The 15,977-nt window shown below is 70.6% G+C and carries 11 protein-coding genes; 4 read left to right on the top strand and 7 right to left on the bottom strand.

Going from position 1 to position 15,977, the window contains the following annotated elements:
- Together treS and FHU30_RS25860 are read right to left on the bottom strand one after the other, a co-directional pair.
- Window positions 1–1,716: a maltose alpha-D-glucosyltransferase gene (gene treS, locus FHU30_RS25865; protein ID WP_253879620.1), complete on the bottom strand. Its 1,716-nt coding sequence runs from the start codon at window positions 1,714–1,716 to the stop codon at window positions 1–3.
- Window positions 1,717–1,895: 179 nt separating this feature from the next.
- On the bottom strand, window positions 1,896–3,914 hold the full coding sequence (locus FHU30_RS25860; RefSeq protein WP_253879188.1) for an alpha-1,4-glucan--maltose-1-phosphate maltosyltransferase: 2,019 nt from the start codon (window positions 3,912–3,914) through the stop codon (window positions 1,896–1,898).
- Between the two features lie 213 nt (window positions 3,915–4,127).
- Here FHU30_RS25860 and FHU30_RS25855 point away from each other — a divergent pair, with 213 nt between their 5' ends.
- Both FHU30_RS25855 and glgP read left to right on the top strand, forming a co-directional pair.
- Window positions 4,128–4,739, top strand: coding sequence for a VanZ family protein (locus FHU30_RS25855; RefSeq protein WP_253879187.1), 612 nt, complete (start codon window positions 4,128–4,130; stop codon window positions 4,737–4,739).
- A 114-nt stretch (window positions 4,740–4,853) separates the two neighbouring features.
- Window positions 4,854–7,448: an alpha-glucan family phosphorylase gene (glgP, locus tag FHU30_RS25850; protein ID WP_253879186.1), complete on the top strand. Its 2,595-nt coding sequence runs from the start codon at window positions 4,854–4,856 to the stop codon at window positions 7,446–7,448.
- Window positions 7,449–7,502: 54 nt separating this feature from the next.
- Here glgP and FHU30_RS25845 read toward each other — a convergent pair whose 3' ends face one another.
- A complete protein-coding gene (locus tag FHU30_RS25845) occupies window positions 7,503–8,036 on the bottom strand; it encodes a hypothetical protein (protein WP_253879185.1) in 534 nt (177 codons plus the stop codon).
- Between the two features lie 40 nt (window positions 8,037–8,076).
- Window positions 8,077–8,355, bottom strand: coding sequence for a helix-turn-helix transcriptional regulator (locus tag FHU30_RS25840; RefSeq protein ID WP_253879184.1), 279 nt, complete (start codon window positions 8,353–8,355; stop codon window positions 8,077–8,079).
- A gap of 184 nt (window positions 8,356–8,539) precedes the next feature.
- Between FHU30_RS25840 and FHU30_RS25835 the strand changes: the two genes are divergently transcribed.
- Window positions 8,540–9,382 carry a M55 family metallopeptidase gene (locus FHU30_RS25835; RefSeq protein ID WP_253879183.1) on the top strand — a complete coding sequence of 281 codons (843 nt, stop codon included), beginning with the start codon at window positions 8,540–8,542 and terminating at the stop codon, window positions 9,380–9,382.
- 178 nt (window positions 9,383–9,560) lie between these two features.
- Here the strand turns inward: FHU30_RS25835 and FHU30_RS25830 are convergent, their stop codons facing one another.
- Both FHU30_RS25830 and FHU30_RS25825 read right to left on the bottom strand, forming a co-directional pair.
- Entirely contained in the window at window positions 9,561–10,382 is an 822-nt protein-coding gene (locus FHU30_RS25830; protein WP_253879182.1) for an SWIM zinc finger family protein, read from the bottom strand.
- The gene (locus FHU30_RS25825) at window positions 10,382–13,426 is read right to left on the bottom strand and encodes an SNF2-related protein (protein WP_253879181.1); all 3,045 of its coding nucleotides are present in this window, start codon (window positions 13,424–13,426) and stop codon (window positions 10,382–10,384) included. The genes FHU30_RS25830 and FHU30_RS25825 overlap by 1 nt, the downstream gene beginning before the upstream one ends.
- 149 nt (window positions 13,427–13,575) lie before the next feature.
- On the opposite strand from FHU30_RS25825, the gene FHU30_RS25820 reads away from it, so the two are divergent.
- Complete coding sequence (locus FHU30_RS25820; RefSeq protein WP_253879180.1) at window positions 13,576–14,358, top strand: enoyl-CoA hydratase/isomerase family protein; 783 nt, start codon at window positions 13,576–13,578, stop codon at window positions 14,356–14,358.
- A 9-nt stretch (window positions 14,359–14,367) separates the two neighbouring features.
- On the opposite strand, the gene FHU30_RS25815 is transcribed toward FHU30_RS25820, so the two are convergent.
- On the bottom strand, window positions 14,368–15,915 hold the full coding sequence (locus FHU30_RS25815) for a serine/threonine-protein kinase (protein WP_253879179.1): 1,548 nt from the start codon (window positions 15,913–15,915) through the stop codon (window positions 14,368–14,370).
- Window positions 15,916–15,977 lie beyond the last annotated feature (62 nt).

Here is a 15,977-nt window from a genome sequence, read left to right as displayed (position 1 = left end):
TCACATCACCTCTGGCGTGTCCGGAGGGGGGAGCAGGAACCAGTAGAAGCCGTGACCCGGCAGGGTCAGCAGGTAGGGAAGCTCGCCGATCGCGGGGAACCGCACGCCGCCCATGCACTCGATGGGCGTGGACCCCTCGAACCGCCTCAGATCCAGCTCGACCGGCTGGGGGAACCGCGAAAGGTTGTTGACGCACAGGACGGTGTCCATGCCGCCCCAGTGGTTTGACTCCCCATTGGGGATCTCGCGCACGAACGCCAGCACGCTCGGGTTGGACGCGGACAGCTCCACGTACTCGCCGACGCCGAACACCGGATGGCGCCGCCGGATCTCGATCATCTTGCGCGTCCAGTTGAGCAGCGAACCGGGGTTCTCGCGTTGCGCCTCGGTGTTGACCGCCTGGTAGCCGTAGATCGGGTCCATGATGAGCGGCAGGTACAGGCGCGCGGGGTCGCAGCGGGAGAATCCGGCGTTCCGGTCCGGTGTCCATTGCATCGGCGTCCGCACGGCGTCGCGGTCGCCGAGCCAGATGTTGTCGCCCATGCCGATCTCGTCGCCGTAGTACAGGACGGGCGAGCCGGGCAGCGACATCAGCAGGGCGGTGAACAGCTCCAGCTGGTTGCGGTCGTTCTCCAGGAGCGGGGCCAGCCGCCGGCGGATTCCGATGTTCGCCTTCATGCGCGGGTCTTTGGCGTACTCGGAGTACATGTAGTCGCGTTCCTCGTCGGTGACCATCTCCAGGGTCAGCTCGTCGTGGTTGCGCAGGAAGATGCCCCACTGGCAGTTCTCGGGGATCTTGGGGGTCTGCGCCATGATCTCGGAGATGGGGTAGCGCTGCTCGCGCCGCACCGCCATGAAGATGCGCGGCATCACCGGGAAGTGGAACGCCATGTGGCACTCGTCCCCGCCCACGCCGGGGTCGCCGAAGTACTCCACCACGTCCGCCGGCCACTGGTTCGCCTCCGCCAGCAGCACCCGGTCGGGGTACAGGCGGTCCACCTCCGCGCGCACGCGCTTCAGGTAGGCGTGGCTCTCCGGCAGGTTCTCGCAGTTCGTCCCCTCGCGCGCGTACAAATAGGGGACGGCGTCCAGGCGGAACCCGTCGATCCCCAGGTCCAGCCAGAAGCGCAGGACCTCCAGCATCGCGTCCTGTACCGCGGGGTTGTCGTAGTTGAGGTCCGGCTGGTGCGAGAAGAACCGGTGCCAGTAGTACTGCCCGCGCACCGGGTCGTAGGTCCAGTTGGACGTCTCGGTGTCGACGAAGATGATGCGGGCGTCCTTGTACTTGTCGTCGGTATCGGACCACATGTAGAAGTCGCCGAACGGGCCGTCCGGGTCGGAACGCGACGCCTGGAACCACGGGTGCTGGTCGCTGGTGTGGTTCATCACCAGGTCCGCGATGACGCGGATACCGCGCGCGTGCGCCTCCTCCACGAGCTGGACGAAGTCGATCAGCTCCCCGAACTCCGGCAGGATCCTGGTGTAGTCGGCGATGTCGTAGCCGCCGTCCCGCAGCGGGGACTCGTAGATCGGCAGCAGCCACAGGCAGTCCACGCCGAGCCACTGCAGGTGGTCGAGCTTGTTCACCAGGCCGCGCAGGTCGCCGTAGCCGTCGTTGTTGGAGTCGGCGAAGCCGCGCACCGACACCTCGTAGAAGACGGCGGTCTTGAACCAGTGCGGGTCGCGCGGCGTGCCGGGGTCGAACGCGTCCGGCACCGGGTCGCCCGCCGTCGCTGAGAGCGCCTCTGGCGGGATTTCGGGGATCGGGTCGGACTCGGGGAAGGGCACCGGCGGCTGGTCGTCCGGTGGGGCGCAGGGGGCCTCGGAGCGGTCGTTGTGAGGGGCGTGGTGAGGGGCGTCGTGCGGGGCGCGGGTGGCCTCGTGGGGTGCTTCGCTCAACTCGGGCTTCTCCGGAGGGTGAAGATGTGGGCCGGCTGGACGTGCGGGTCGAGGCGCACGTAGTTGGCCTGCCGCCAGGTGTAGGTCTCGCCGGACAGCTCGTCGGTGACGGCGAACTCCTCGTCCGGGCCGAGACCCAGCGCGGGCAGGTCCAGATGGACGGTCGCCTCGCGGGCCGTGTGCGGGTTGAGGTTCACCACGCAGAGGACGGTGTCGCCTTCGCACACCGCGCCTTCACGAGCCGTGCCTTCGAGCGCCTCGGATACGAGCGTCTTGGAGAAGGCGATGAACTCGGGCTGGTCCACGTGGTGGAAGCGGAGATTGCGGAGTCGGTGCAGTGCGGGATGGGCGCGCCGGAAGGCGTTGAGCCTGGTGATGAGCGGGGCGATGCTCAGCCCCTCGCTCTCGGTGGCCTCCCAGTCGCGCGGCTTGTACTGGTACTTCTCCGAATCGCGGTACTCCTCGCTGCCGGGACGGACGGGAACGTTCTCGATGAGCTCGTAACCGGAGTAGACCCCCCACGCGGGCGCGAGCAGCGCGGCCAGGACGGCCCGGATCTCGAACGCCGGACGCCCGCCGTGGACGAGGTACTCGTTGAGGATGTCCGGGGTGTTCACGAAGACGTTGGGCCGCATGTAGGCCGCGGCGTCACCGGACAACTCCTCGAAGTACTCCTGGAGCTCCTCCTGGGAGTTCTTCCAGGTGAAGTACGTGTACGACTGGTGGAAGCCGATTTTCCCTAGCGTGTGCATCATCGCGGGCCGGGTGAACGCCTCGGCCAGGAACAGCACGTCCGGATCGGTGGACGCGATGTCCGCCAGTAGCCGCTCCCAGAACGGGACGGGCTTGGTATGCGGGTTGTCCACACGGAAGATGCGGACGCCTTGGGCCATCCAGTGCCGGACGACCCGCTTGACCTCCGCGTAGATGCCCTCGGGGTCGTTGTCGAAGTTGAGCGGGTAGATGTCCTGGTACTTCTTCGGCGGGTTCTCGGCGTAGGCGATCGTCCCGTCCGCGCGCGTGGTGAACCATTCCGGATGCGCCGTCACCCACGGATGGTCCGGCGAGCACTGCAACGCCAGGTCGAGGGCCACTTCCATACCGAGGTCGCGCGTGTAGTCCACGAAGGCGCGGAAGTCCTCCAGCGTGCCCAGTTCCGGATGGACGGCGTCGTGCCCGCCCTCGTCCGAACCGATCGCCCAGGGAGAACCCGGATCGTAGGGGCCTGCCTCAAGGGTGTTGTTCGGACCCTTGCGGAACGTCTTGCCGATGGGATGGATGGGCGGCAGGTACACCACGTCGAAACCCATGTCGGCTATGGCGGGCAGCCGCTTCATCGCCGTGCGGAAGGTTCCGGACATCGGACCGCGCCGTCCCAGCGGATCGAACGACGCGCCTTCGGAACGCGGGAAGAACTCGTACCAGGACCCGTACAGCGCGCGCTCGCGATGGACGGCCACGGGGAACCACTCGGTGGTGGTCAGCAGGTCGCGCAGCGGGTAGCGCTCCTCCAGATCGAGGACGTCAGGCGTCTCGGCCGCTTCCAGACGCTCGCCTACAGGAACGGTGCGGTTCTTGAGGGTTCTGACCAGGCGCGTGAAGACCGGCCGCTTCGACGAGGGCAGTTGCTTGGCGGCACGGGAGAACAGGCGCGCGCCTTCGAGGAACATCAGCTCCACGTCCTGGCCGCGCGGAATCTTGATCTCGGCGTCGTGCCGCCAGTGCGCGATCGGGTCGCCCCACGCCTCGATGCGGAAGTGCCACGTTCCCTCGGACGTCGGGGTGATTTCGGCGGAGTATCGGTCCAGCCCCTGGCCGACCTCGCGCATGCGCGCGGACTGGACCGTCTCGCCGTCCGGTGCGCGGAGCGCGACGGCGCAGCCGAGCATCTCGTGGCCCTCGCGGAACACGGTGGCGCCGACCTCGAACGTCTCGCCCACGACGGCCTTGGCGGGCCACCGCCCGCCGCCGACGAGCGGTGCGACGTCGAGTATCGGAATCCGCCCGATTGTCATCAAGTCGTGCATCTCGGATGTTCCGGACTCGACTCGCATGCGGCATCCCCTACCCGCTCGACGTGACCAAAACCGTCCATGCCCGCGATCGGCCGGATGCCGCCCCGGACGGTCCGGCACCTTTCCGCCACATTTCGGCTACCTCGCGCTGGCCGGGGTCGGACGTGCGCGAACTCCCGCGCGGCGCGGCTCGTCGTCCCGACTGTGCTCGCCATGTCCGTGGCCGCCGTGCCGGTAGCCGTCACACCCGCGTTCGCCCTGCCGGGCGTGCCGGTGCCGCCTCTCCTTGCCGCGGCGCACCTTCCGGTGGCGCATCACGTTCCGGTTGAGGCGGTACGAGCGCTGACGCTGTGGACTGGGCTGGCGCTCGGCGCGGTCGGGACGTGGCGTCCGCTCGTGCGTAGGACGGGCTGGGCCCGCCTGCCGACGCTCGGCCTCCTCCTGTGGACGTGCCTGATCCTTGCCATGACCGTGCCGATGACCGTGGAACCGGGCATGGGGGAGCGCCTGGCGATGTGCGTCGCGCATCCGGTCGATCGCGCCGCCTGGTCCGTCCGCACGTTCGGTGACCGCGGCCTGGAGGACGCCATGAACGTGGCCCTCTGGCTGCCCGCGGGCGCGCTTTCCGTCATCGCCACCAGGCGTGCCGTAGCCGCGCCCGTGTTTCTGTCGCTGGCGTTCGTCCTCATCGAGTTCCTACAGACACTCGACCCGGGCCGTGAATGCGATCCGGGGGACGTGGTCTACAACTCGTCCGGACTCGCCATAGGCGCGTTGACGGCCGCCCTGGGGCTGCGCGTCCGGAAAGTCCTCGCTTCCCGTTGACGGCGTCCGAAATCGCGGACGACGCATCCGTGTGGTGGTCGACACATCCGTGCGGGTGACGGTCTCGTACCGGCGGGTCGCGCGCGCAGGGATCAGCGCCTAGCGTGGCGGTGCGTGAAGGCAATCCGTAGATTCACCGTACGCACCGTCCTTCCAGAACCCCTCCGCCCACTCGAAGAACTGATCCTGAACCTCCGGTGGTCATGGCATCACGAGACCCTGGATCTGTTCCGCGAGGTCGACCCCGCGTTGTGGGAGAAAGTCCGGCACGACCCCGTCCGGCTGCTGGGCGAGATCGGCCCCGAGCGCCTGGAACTGCTCGCGGGCGACCGCCGCTTCCTGCGCCGCCTGCACGACACCGCCGACGACTTGCGCGAGTACCTGACCGCGCCGCGCTGGTTCCAGTCGCTGGACGACGGGCCGCGCGCCGTCGCGTACTTCTCGCCGGAGTACGGAATCACCGCCGCGCTACCGCAGTACTCAGGCGGCCTGGGCATCCTCGCCGGCGACCACCTCAAAACCGCCAGCGATATGGGCGTGCCCATCATCGGTGTCGGGCTCCTCTACAGGCACGGCTACTTCTCCCAGTCGCTCTCGCCCGACGGGTGGCAACTGGAGCGCTATCCACCGATCGACCCGAACGGGCTGCCGCTGACGTTGCTCCATGAGGAGAACGGCGATCCGGTAAGGGTCTCCATTGGGCTTCCCCATGGGCATGACCTGCACGCACAGGTCTGGCTCGCGCGCGTAGGACGCGTCCCGCAACTGCTCCTCGATTCGGACGTGGAGGACAACGACCAAGCCGCGCGCGACATCACCGACCGCCTGTATGGCGGCGGCGGTGACCATCGTCTGCTGCAAGAGATGCTGCTAGGGATCGGCGGCGTCCGTGCCATTCGTGCTTACTGCCGTATCACCGGTCACCCAGCGCCCGAGGTGTTCCATACGAACGAGGGGCATGCGGGCTTCTTGGGGCTGGAGCGCATTCGCGAACTCGTCTCTGAGGAAGGGCTCGGTTTCGAGGACGCCCTAGAGGCGACGCGTGCGGGAACCGTGTTCACAACGCACACGCCCGTCCCGGCCGGTATCGATCGCTTCCCCAGAGAACTCGTCCAGAGGTACTTCGGCGGGGCGAACGAGGAGCACGACGTCCCGGTGGAGCGGATCCTCGAACTCGGGGCCGAGAACTACCCCGACGGCGATCCCACGGTCTTCAACATGGCCGTCATGGGGATGCGCCTGGCGCAACGCGTCAACGGCGTCTCCACCCTGCACGGAGAGGTCAGCAGGGAGATGTTCGGCGGGCTGTGGGGCGGGTTCGACACGGCCGAGGTGCCGATCGGGTCCATCACCAACGGCGTCCATCCCGGAACGTGGGTCGGGCGCGAAATCCTCGAACTCGCCGCGCGCGAAGTGCCGTCCGTAGTGGAGGCCGGGCAGGGCTGGGAGAAGGTCCGCGACGTCCCGGAACGGGAGATGTGGCAGGTCCGGCGCATCCTGCGGGAACGGCTCGTGCAGGACGCGCGGAGGCGGCTGCGCGAGTCCTGGCGCGGACGCGGGGCCAGCGAGGCGGAGACCACCTGGATCGACGAGGCGCTCGACCCCGACGTCCTGACCATCGGGTTCGCCCGGCGCGTCCCGTCCTACAAGCGGCTCACGCTGATGATGAGCGATCCGGAACGGCTCCGGTCGATCCTGCTCGACCCCGAACGGCCCGTCCAGATCCTCATCGCGGGCAAGGCGCACCCTGCGGACGAGGGCGGCAAGCGGCTCATCCAGGACATCGTCCGGTTCGCCGACGCCGAGGACGTCCGGCACCGGATCGTCTTCCTCCCGGACTACGACATGGCCCTCGGGCAACTGCTCGTCCAGGGCTGCGACGTGTGGCTGAACAACCCGCTACGGCCACTGGAGGCGTGCGGGACCTCCGGGATGAAGGCCGCCCTCAACGGCGGGCTCAACCTGTCCGTACGGGACGGCTGGTGGGACGAGTGGTACGACGGCCAGAACGGCTGGGCGATCCCCTCGGCGGACGGCCTGGCCGGCCCGGAACGCCGCGACGCTCTCGAAGCGGCCGCGCTTTACGAACTCATCGAGGACCACGTCTCGGTGATGTTCTACGACCGCGACGCGTCCGGCCTGCCTAGGCGGTGGCTGGAAATGGTGAAGCACACCATCGCGACCCTCGGGCCCAAGGTGCTCGCCACGCGGATGCTGCGCGACTACGTCACGGAGTACTACACGCCCGCCGCCTCGTCCGCGCGCGCGATGAGCGACGACGGATACGCGGGCGCGCGATCCCTCGCCGCCTGGAAGCAGCGAATCCTTAAGGGCTGGCCCGGCGTCGCCGTCGAACACGTGGAATCGCATGGCGAGGCGAGCCCGCACGTAGGGACGCGCCTGGAGGTCCGTGTGGTCGTGGACCTGAACGGGCTCGAACCGTCCGATGTCGCCGTCGAAGTCGCCTACGGATGCGTGGACGACGCCGACGCGATCGTCGATCCGTCCTATCTGGAACTGAGCTGCCAGGAGGCGGTCGACGACGGACGCCTCCGCTACACGGGCGAGGTGCCGCTCGCGCGCAGCGGCGCGTTCGGCTACAGCGTCCGGGTCGTCCCGCGGCATCCGAAGCTCGCGAACCGCGCCGAGATGGGCCTGGTCGCCCTGCCGCCCGTGCCGCAAGGCATGACCAACGGCAACCTGCGCTGACAGCAAGGCGGGCGCGGCCTCCGAAACCGGAGGCCGCGCCCGGTCATTCCCTTCTCAGAGCTCGTCGTCCTCGTCGGGGATCGGGTCGGGCATCCGCCACGTGATCACCAGCAGCGGCAGCGCCACGACCGTGACCAGCAGCGCGACGAAGGTGACCAGCACCGCCGCGGACGGCGAGTGGTCGCCGCCGCGCGACATCCCGAGCTCGATCGCGAACATCGCGACGAACAGCAGGATCACCGTCAGCCGGTGCGCCGAGGAGTGCGCGCGCAGCTTCTCCAGGGCCTGCCGCTCGTCCAGCAGGTGGTCGGGCAGGCGGGTGGTGCCGCGCGAGACCACCAGCATCTGCCCGAGCAGGATGCCCCCGGCGACGATGCCGATCCCGTCGCACGCGAACGTCGTGTACATGGCGGTGTCGCTCGGAGCCAGTTCCCAGCAGACCACGGCGCTCACATAGAACAGCGCCAGGCACGCGATCCCTGCGCGCACGAGGTTGCGGCGTCCGCCCTGCGTCGCGTACCGGCTCGGCACCTCCGCCTGGAGGACGGTCAGCAACCGCTCCTCGCGCTTGGTGCGGGGGGTCGTCATAGTGCTCTCCCTACGAAATCGCGCATTGCAAAGTCGCGCGTCATGAAGCCGCGCTGCCGATGAGCGGGAACGGCCTCAGCGAGAAGACCACCTCCACCGGCACCTGGAAGTACTCGGCGATCTGGAGCGCCAGATGCAGGCTCGGGCTGTACTCGCCCCGCTCCAGGTAGCCGACCGTCTGGTAGTGCACGCCGAGCGCGGCGGCCAGCTCGCGCCGCGACACCCCCCGCTCGGCCCGCAGCACCGCGATGCGGTTGTGGACGAGGTCCTTGTCCCCGTCCCCGCCCTTGTTCCTGTCCGCCGGCACCGGCCTCGCCATCTCCTGCCACCGTAGAACTCCGACTGTTGATAGTAGATGTACTACATTCGATCGCAGGAGCGCAAGAAACCGATGCCGCGACCAGGGCGTCCGCCACCGCCCGGGTGCGGGGTTGTCAGGACGGGCAAGATCGGATTGGCTCGTCCTGCCGAGGGCCGAAGAACGCGACTGGAGGTACGGGCGGATGAAGGTGTTCGTCTCGGTGGACATGGAGGGCATCACCGGGCTCACCGACCCCGAGGAGATGCGCGCGGGCGGGCGCGGCTACGAGCGCGGCTGCGAGCTGATGACCGCCGATGCCAACGCCGTCATCACCGCCGCGTTCGACGCCGGGGCGGAGAAGGTCGTGGTGGCCGACGCCCACGGCAGCGGCAAGAACCTGCGCGTGGACCTCATCGACGAGCGCTGCACCCTCGTCCGCGGCCCCTACAAGCCCATGCGCATGGCCGAGGGGCTCGGCACCTGGTGCGACGTGGCGGTCTACGTCGGCTACCACGCCCGCGCCGGCACGCCCCGCGGCGTCCTGAACCACACCTGGATGGGACGCGAGATCCAGAACGTCACGCTCAACGGCGAGGTCGCCGGGGAGATCCGGCTGATGGCCGCCTACGCGTCCACGCTCGGCGTGCCGGTCGGCCTGGTCACCGGGGACGTCGCCGCCTGCGCGGAGGCGCGCGAGGTGCTCGGCGAGGTCGCCACGGTCGCGGTCAAGAAGGGCAGCGACCGCTACGCCGCCGAGCTCGTCCCGCCCGCCCGCGCGCAGCGCATGATCAACGAGGCCGCGCGGGCCGTGCTCGCCTCGCCCGACCGCTGGCGCAGGCACGAGGTCGAGCCGCCCTTCACCCTCGGCGTCGAGTGGAGCTCCACCTCGATCGCCCAGTCCTGCGAGGTCATCCCCGGCGTCCGGCTCACCGGCCCGCGCACGACCGAGTTCACCACCGACGACTTCCACGAGATCGTCGGCCTGCTCGGCGTCTGGTCGACCATCGCGGGCGAGGTCGGGTGCACCGGCCGCCACTACGGCTGACCACGGCCCGCCGAAGTCCGCTCGCGCGCTCGCAGCTCCGCCGAAGTCCGCTCGCGCTGCCGCAGCCCCGCCGGAGGACGTTCGCGCTCCCGCGGTCCAGCCGGAGGCCGTTCGCCCTACCGCAGCCCGGCGGAGCCCGTTCGCGCCTGCCGGAGTCCCGGTCGCGCCCGCCGCGGGCTCAGTCGGTGGTGAACGGGGTTTCGGCGAGGGCCTCGTAGGCGGGTTGGAGGACGTCGGTGAGCGGGCGGCGGCGGATCTTCACCGGGGGCGGCTCGGCGATGCGCAGGATGAAACCGGGCGGGACCGGCGTACCGGGCGGACGGTCGCGCAGCCGCGCCAAGCCACTCGGCGGCGCCCAGAAGCCCTCGGCGGTGAGCGGCTCGTCCTCGATCTCGAACGGGTCGGCGGCCTCCCGCGACGGCGCGCGGCGCAGCGCCGTGAGGAGCTGCTCGCGGGTGCGGCCGTTCCAGGCGAGGATCAGGAACGGGTCGTCGTCGAACGCCTCGGCCAGCAGGTAGAGGACGGCGGCGGCGTGCTTGCACGGGTCGCCCCAGTCCGGGCAGTCGCACATCAGGTGCAGGTCGGCCGCCGACTCGGGGAACAGCGACAGGCCGAGCCCGGCGAACACCTCCTCGATCTCGGGCGGCATCTCCCCGGCGAGCAGCCGGGCCCGGAACACCGCGCGGGACGCGAGCTCGTCCTCGACCCGCCGCCAGTCGGCCTCGCCGATCGCGTCGATGCCGAGCGCGACCTCGTACGGCTCGGCGACCGAGCCCTGGACGCGCGCCGTCACCTCGTGCGACTCGACCCGCAGGTTCACGACCTGGCCCTTGCGCGCGTACGCGCGGCCGCGCTGGAGCCGCCCGGTGTCGGCGAACGACTCGACCAGGTCGATGAACCGCCGCGACCACCACTGCGACCCGATCGACCCGCGCCTCGTGCGCGCGCGAAGGCCGTCCTCGACCTCGATGGGGGTCCCGTACTCCTCGAACCGCGCCATCAGTCGCTCACCGCCTCGGGGGACAGCCGCAGGACGTCGCGCAGCTCGGCCACCGACAGCTCGGTCAGCCAGTCCTCGCCGGTGCCGACGATGGACTCGGCGAGCGCCTTCTTGCGCTCGATCATCTCGTCCACCCGCTCCTCCATCGTGCCGACGCAGACGAACTTGCGGACCTGCACGTTCCTGGTCTGCCCGATGCGGAACGCCCGGTCGGTGGCCTGGTCTTCGACGGCCGGGTTCCACCAGCGGTCGACGTGGACGACATGGTTCGCGGCGGTCAGAGTGAGCCCGGTGCCGGCCGCCTTGAGCGACAGCAGGAAGACCGACGGCTCGGTGTCGTTCTGGAAGTGCTGCACCAGGTCGTCGCGCTGCTGCTTGGACGTCCCGCCGTGCAGCCACAGGACGGGCCGCTCCAGCCGCGCCGCGAGGTACGGCTGGAGCATCGAGCCGAACTCGGCGTACTGGGTGAACACCAGCGCCTTCTCGCCCTGCTCCAGCACCTCGGCGCAGATCTCCTCCAGCCGCTCCAGCTTCCCGGACCGGCCGGGCAGCCGCGAGCCGTCCTTCAGCAGCTGCGCCGGATGGTTGCAGACCTGCTTGAGTTTGGCCATCGTCGCCAGCACCAGCCCGCGCCGCTGCTTGTCGTCGCTCTCGGCGATCTGCTCCAGCATGTCGTCGAGCGTCGCCTGGTACAGCGACGCCTGCTCCGGTGTCAGGTTGCAGTAGACCTTGATCTCCTGCTTCTCCGGCAGGTCCGAGATGATCGACTTGTCGGTCTTCAGGCGGCGCAGGATGAACGGCTGCGTCGCGCGCTTGAGCGCCATCGCCGCGCGCTCGTCGCCGTCCCGCTCGATCGGCACGGCGAACCGCTCCCGGAACGCCGCCCGCGGCCCCAGCAGCCCCGGGTTCGCGAACTCCATGATCGACCAGAGCTCGGTGAGGTGGTTCTCCACGGGCGTGCCGGTCAGCGCCAGCCTCGTGCGCGCGGGAATGCTCCGCACCGCCCGCGCCTGCCGCGTCCCGCTGTTCTTCAACGCCTGCGCCTCGTCGCACACGACCCGCCGCCACCCGACCTCGGCCAGCATCTCCGCGTCGCGCGCGGCCGTCCCGTATGTCGTCAGCACCAGATCGGCCTGCGTAGCGGCCCGCACCAGCTCCTCGTCCCGATGGCGGCCCGTGCCGTGGTGCACGTAGACCCGCAGCTTGGGCGTGAACTTCGCCGCCTCCCGCTGCCAGTTCCCGACCAGCGACATAGGCCCGACCAGCAGCGTCGGCCCGGGCGCCTGCCGCCCCGAAGCCCGCTCCCAGGCAAGCAGCGCCAGCGTCTGGGCCGTCTTCCCCAGACCCATCGAGTCGGCGAGGATGCCGCCCAGGCCGATGCTCTCCATGAAGGTGAGCCAGGCCAGGCCGCGCTCCTGGAAGGGACGCAGGGTGCCGTTGAATCCGGACGGCGTGGAGACCGGGGTGAGCCGGCGGTCGGCGGTGCCGGAGAGCAGGTCGCCGAAGGTGCCGTCGGCGTCGACGCCGACGAGGGGGAGGCCCTCGTCGCCGGCGTGGATGACGGCGCGCATGGCCTCGGCGGCGGACATCGTGCCCGTGCGGGGGTGGCGGAGGAAGTCGAGCGCCGCCTGCAGCTGCACCTCGTCCAGCTCGACCCATTGGCCCCGGAGGCGGACGAGCGGGGCCTTGAGGCGGGCCAGCTCTTCCAGCTCGTCCTCGTCGATGGCCTCGTCGCCCATGGCGAGGTCCCAGCGGAAGTTCACCATGCCCTGGAGGTCGAAGCCGGAGCCGGCGGCGGCGCCGGACCCCTCGCCCTCCTGCGCGCGGGTGGTGAGCTTCATGCCGAGCTTGGCCTTGCCCGCCCACTGCGGGAGCAGGACGCCGAAGCCGGCGGCGGCGAGCATGGGCGCGGCCTGCTTCAGGAAGCGGAACGCGGCGGCAGTGTCGAGTTCGGCTTCGCAAAGGACGGGGCCGTCCAGCGCCGGGGCCATGTCGGGGAACAGGCGCAGGGCGCGTCCCAGGCCGGTGAGGAGGGTTTCCTCGGCGTCGGGGAGGAAGTTGGCCTCGCCCGACCAGACCAGCGCGGCAGGGACGTAAAGGCTCAGGTCTTCGGTGCCTTGGAGGGCGAACTCGACCCGCCACACGTCGGACGGGGTCTCGTGCGGGGTTTCGGACGCGGTTTCGTTCGGCGCCTGCTCGTCGTCTTCGGGGACGGTGGGTTCGTAGAGGCGGAAGCAGACGCGCAAGGGGCCGGACGGGCGGTGGGCGGCCGTGTGCCAGGCGTCGAGCTCGGCGATGAGGTCTTCCGCGTCGTCGCGGGGCTCGCGGACGACCAGCGCGTTCGGGCCCGTAAGCGCCTCGACCCAGCGTTCGGCCAGGGGGATGCGGTCGGGGGCCTTGCCCTTGCGCAGGGGGAGCAGCGGGTGGGGGACGACCCCGCGGACGGCCGTGTCGACCATGCCGGACAGGGCCTCGCGCAGCACCTCGGCGGCGGGCCGTCCGCCCTCGGCGGCGCGGCAGGCGGCGGGCATCGCGCGCGCGAGGTCGCGGAACCGGGCGGCGTCGTCGACGACCGGCCGCCAGCGGGCGACGAGGTCGCCGTCCTCGCGCAGCAGGGCGGGCAGCACGTGGCCGCGCTGGGCGAGCCGGACGGCCTCGTCCGCGAGCAGACACAGGAAGCGCAGGTCGGTGCCAGGGACGACGTCGCCGCTGTGCTCGGCGGCCTGGAGCAGCGCCATCGCCGGGAACGGCTCCAGGACGAGCGCGGGCACCCGCCACCCGCGCAGCTCGGCCGGGCCGTCGAACGGCTCGGGCCCCAGCTCGACGGACGGCTGCGGATGATCGCCGTGGGTGGGCAGCGCCATCGCCAGGTCGACCCGCATCGCGCCCTTGACCAGCGGCTCGTAGGACGTGCCGGTGAAGTCGCGGGTCGCGAACGGATGCACCGGGGCAGGGGACGCGTCGCCGGCGGGCCCGTGCGGACCGCTCCGCTCGGCCCACAGGCACAGCGCTCCGCCGTGCCATGTGCCGTGCGCGACCAGCATGACGGCATTCCCCCAGTTCACCCGTGCCCGACGACGACCTCCGAAGCTACCAGCGGCCGCCGACACCCCGCCGGTGGCCGCCGATCCTGTGGACAACCCCGAGACATTAGGCTCGGGACGTAGTCCGCGTAGGGATGATGGAGGCGTTTGTGGGCGAGTTCGTACGTGTCGAGGTCGAGGACGGCGTGGCGACGATCCGGCTGGACCGGCCGAAGATGAACGCCCTCAACGCGCAGATGCAGCGCGAGCTGGTCGAGGCCGCCCGCCAGGTGGGCGAGGACGACGCGGTGGCGGCGGTCGTGCTCTACGGCGGCGAGCGGGTCTTCGCCGCCGGGGCGGACATCAAGGAGATGGCCCCGCTCTCGTATGCGGAGATGTCCGGCGTCCCGTCGCGGCTGCTGCAGGACTTCACCCGGGCGCTCGCGGGCATCCCGAAGCCGGTCATCGCCGCGATCACCGGGTACGCGCTCGGCGGCGGCCTGGAGGTCGCGCTGACGGCCGACTTCCGCGTCGCGGGCGAGGGCGCGAAGGTCGGGCAGCCGGAGATCCAGCTCGGCATCATCCCGGGCGCGGGCGGGACGCAGCGGCTCGCGCGCCTGGTCGGCGCGAGCAGGGCGAAGGACCTGATCTTCTCCGGACGGCACGTGAAGGCCGACGAGGCGCTGGCCATCGGGCTGGTCGACCGGGTCGTCCCGGACGCGGACGTCTATGCCGAGGCCAAGAAGTGGGCGGCGACCTTCGTGGGCGGGCCCGCGCTGGCGCTGCGCGCCGCCAAGCAGGCCATCGACTCCGGCCTTGAGGTCGATCTGGAGAGCGGTCTGGAGATTGAGCGCATGCAGTTCTCCGCCCTGTTCGCCACGGACGACCAGCGCGACGGTATGAAGAGCTTCGTGGAAGAGGGCCCGGGCAAGGCCAAGTTCACCGGCCGCTGACGGACGGCGTCACTCCTCGCTGACGTCCCACGGCGGTAGCGGCCACCAGATGGCCGGATGAACCGTCAGTGCCGCCGCGACCAGCAGCCCTATGGCGACCAGAGGCAGCAGTAGCTTCAGCCATAGGGCTGCCGTCGTGTTGTAGCGGCAGCGTAGGGCGACCACGGTCGCCGCCAGGACTCCTAGGGCGATCTCAGGAGCACGGTCGGCGGCGGGGGTGAGCCTAGTTAGCGCGAAGATGGCCGCGTACACGCCAGCACCGGCCATGCTCAGCAGGCCCAGCCGGATGATGACTTCGAGCGGGACGGCGATCAGGGCGGCCGTGCCCGCGCGGAAGCGGGCGGCGCGTCCGCCCCGTGCGCTCGTGATGCGCAGCCGCATCCGGCGCAGCGCGCGCCGGGCGTAGACGGAGAAGAACCAGAGCAGGCAGGCGGCGGACGTCAGCACGGGCACCGCGACCGCCGTCCCGGGCAGGACGGCCAGCATCAGCGCCCCGAGCACCCCCCGCAACCTCCGAGGCCGCCCACCGGAAGACCGCCGCGCCACCCCCTCGGCCTCCGCTTCCCCCTCCTGCCCACGCCCCTCGTGCCCGCGCCCGTCCTGCGCGCGTCCCTCCTGCGCGCGTCCCTCCTGCGCGCGTGAGTCCTGCGCACGCGAGTCCTGGGGGCGGGGTTCGTCTTCGGGGGCGTCCTTTTGGGGCTCGGACGCGTCCGTCTCAGAGACGGCAAGTGGACGTGGCGGAACAGGGATCTGCTCTGTAAGAGCGTCCGCCGGGACGGGCCGGAGCATGGGCAGCAGCTCGATCGCCGTAGGGCGTTCGTTCGGATCGACCGAGAGCGCGGCTTTGACGGCGGGCATAAGGTCGCGCGGGACGCCGTTCAGGTCCGCGCGCCCGCGCAGGATCCGGGAGCAGATCGCCGCCGCGGGCCCGGATCCGAAGGGCGGACGGCCCGTGGCCGCATGCACGACCGACGCGCCCCAGGAGAAGACGTCGGACGCCGGAGTGGCCCGTTCGCCGTCCAGGACCTCGGGCGCGAGGTAGCCGGGTGTGCCGATGGCGGTCCCGGTGAGGGTGAGGCGGGTCGCGTCCAGCACGTGCGCCAGGCCGAAGTCGATGACGACGGGATCGCCGTCCACGAGCATCACGTTGCTGGGCTTGAGGTCGCGGTGCACCACGCCGCCCTCGTGGATCGCGACGAGCGAACGCGCGAGCCCGCGCGCGAGGCGCCGCAACGCCGATCCGCGCAGGGGACCGCGCTCGCGCAGCACCTCGTCCAGCGTCCGGCCCTGGACGTAGCGGGTCACGATGTACGGGCGGTGCGCGGTGAAGTCGGCGTCCAGCAGCTCGGCGACGAACGGCCCGCGCACCCGGCGCATGGTGGCGACCTCGCGTTCGAGCCGCTTGCGGGCGACCTCGTCGCGCGCGACGGCCGGATGCAGGACCTTCACGGCCACGGCGCGGCCGTGCTCGTCCAGGGCGAGGCTCACCTCGCCCATCCCGCCCACGCCGAGCTCTTCGAGCACCCGGTAGGGGCCGATCCGATCTTCCGTTCGCACTGGGACACCCGTCGCGGTCGGGGACTGCGGTGCATGATCGTAGGGGGTTTGCCCTGGGATGT

Source organism: Actinomadura rupiterrae (genome assembly GCF_024172125.1).
Lineage (GTDB): Bacteria > Actinomycetota > Actinomycetes > Streptosporangiales > Streptosporangiaceae > Spirillospora > Spirillospora rupiterrae.
This window is presented reverse-complemented; position numbering and strand designations above follow the sequence as displayed.

What these genes read in the sequence shown, in the direction of transcription:
- FHU30_RS25835 (WP_253879183.1), top strand. Translation starts at nt 8,540, where the DNA reads ATGAAGGTGTTCGTCTCGGTGGACATGGAGGGCATCACCGGGCTCACC.
- FHU30_RS25855 (WP_253879187.1), top strand. Translation starts at nt 4,128, where the DNA reads ATGTCCGTGGCCGCCGTGCCGGTAGCCGTCACACCCGCGTTCGCCCTG.
- FHU30_RS25860 (WP_253879188.1), bottom strand. Translation starts at nt 3,914, where the DNA reads ATGACAATCGGGCGGATTCCGATACTCGACGTCGCACCGCTCGTCGGC.
- FHU30_RS25845 (WP_253879185.1), bottom strand. Translation starts at nt 8,036, where the DNA reads ATGACGACCCCCCGCACCAAGCGCGAGGAGCGGTTGCTGACCGTCCTC.
- FHU30_RS25830 (WP_253879182.1), bottom strand. Translation starts at nt 10,382, where the DNA reads ATGGCGCGGTTCGAGGAGTACGGGACCCCCATCGAGGTCGAGGACGGC.
- FHU30_RS25825 (WP_253879181.1), bottom strand. Translation starts at nt 13,426, where the DNA reads ATGCTGGTCGCGCACGGCACATGGCACGGCGGAGCGCTGTGCCTGTGG.
- FHU30_RS25840 (WP_253879184.1), bottom strand. Translation starts at nt 8,355, where the DNA reads ATGGCGAGGCCGGTGCCGGCGGACAGGAACAAGGGCGGGGACGGGGAC.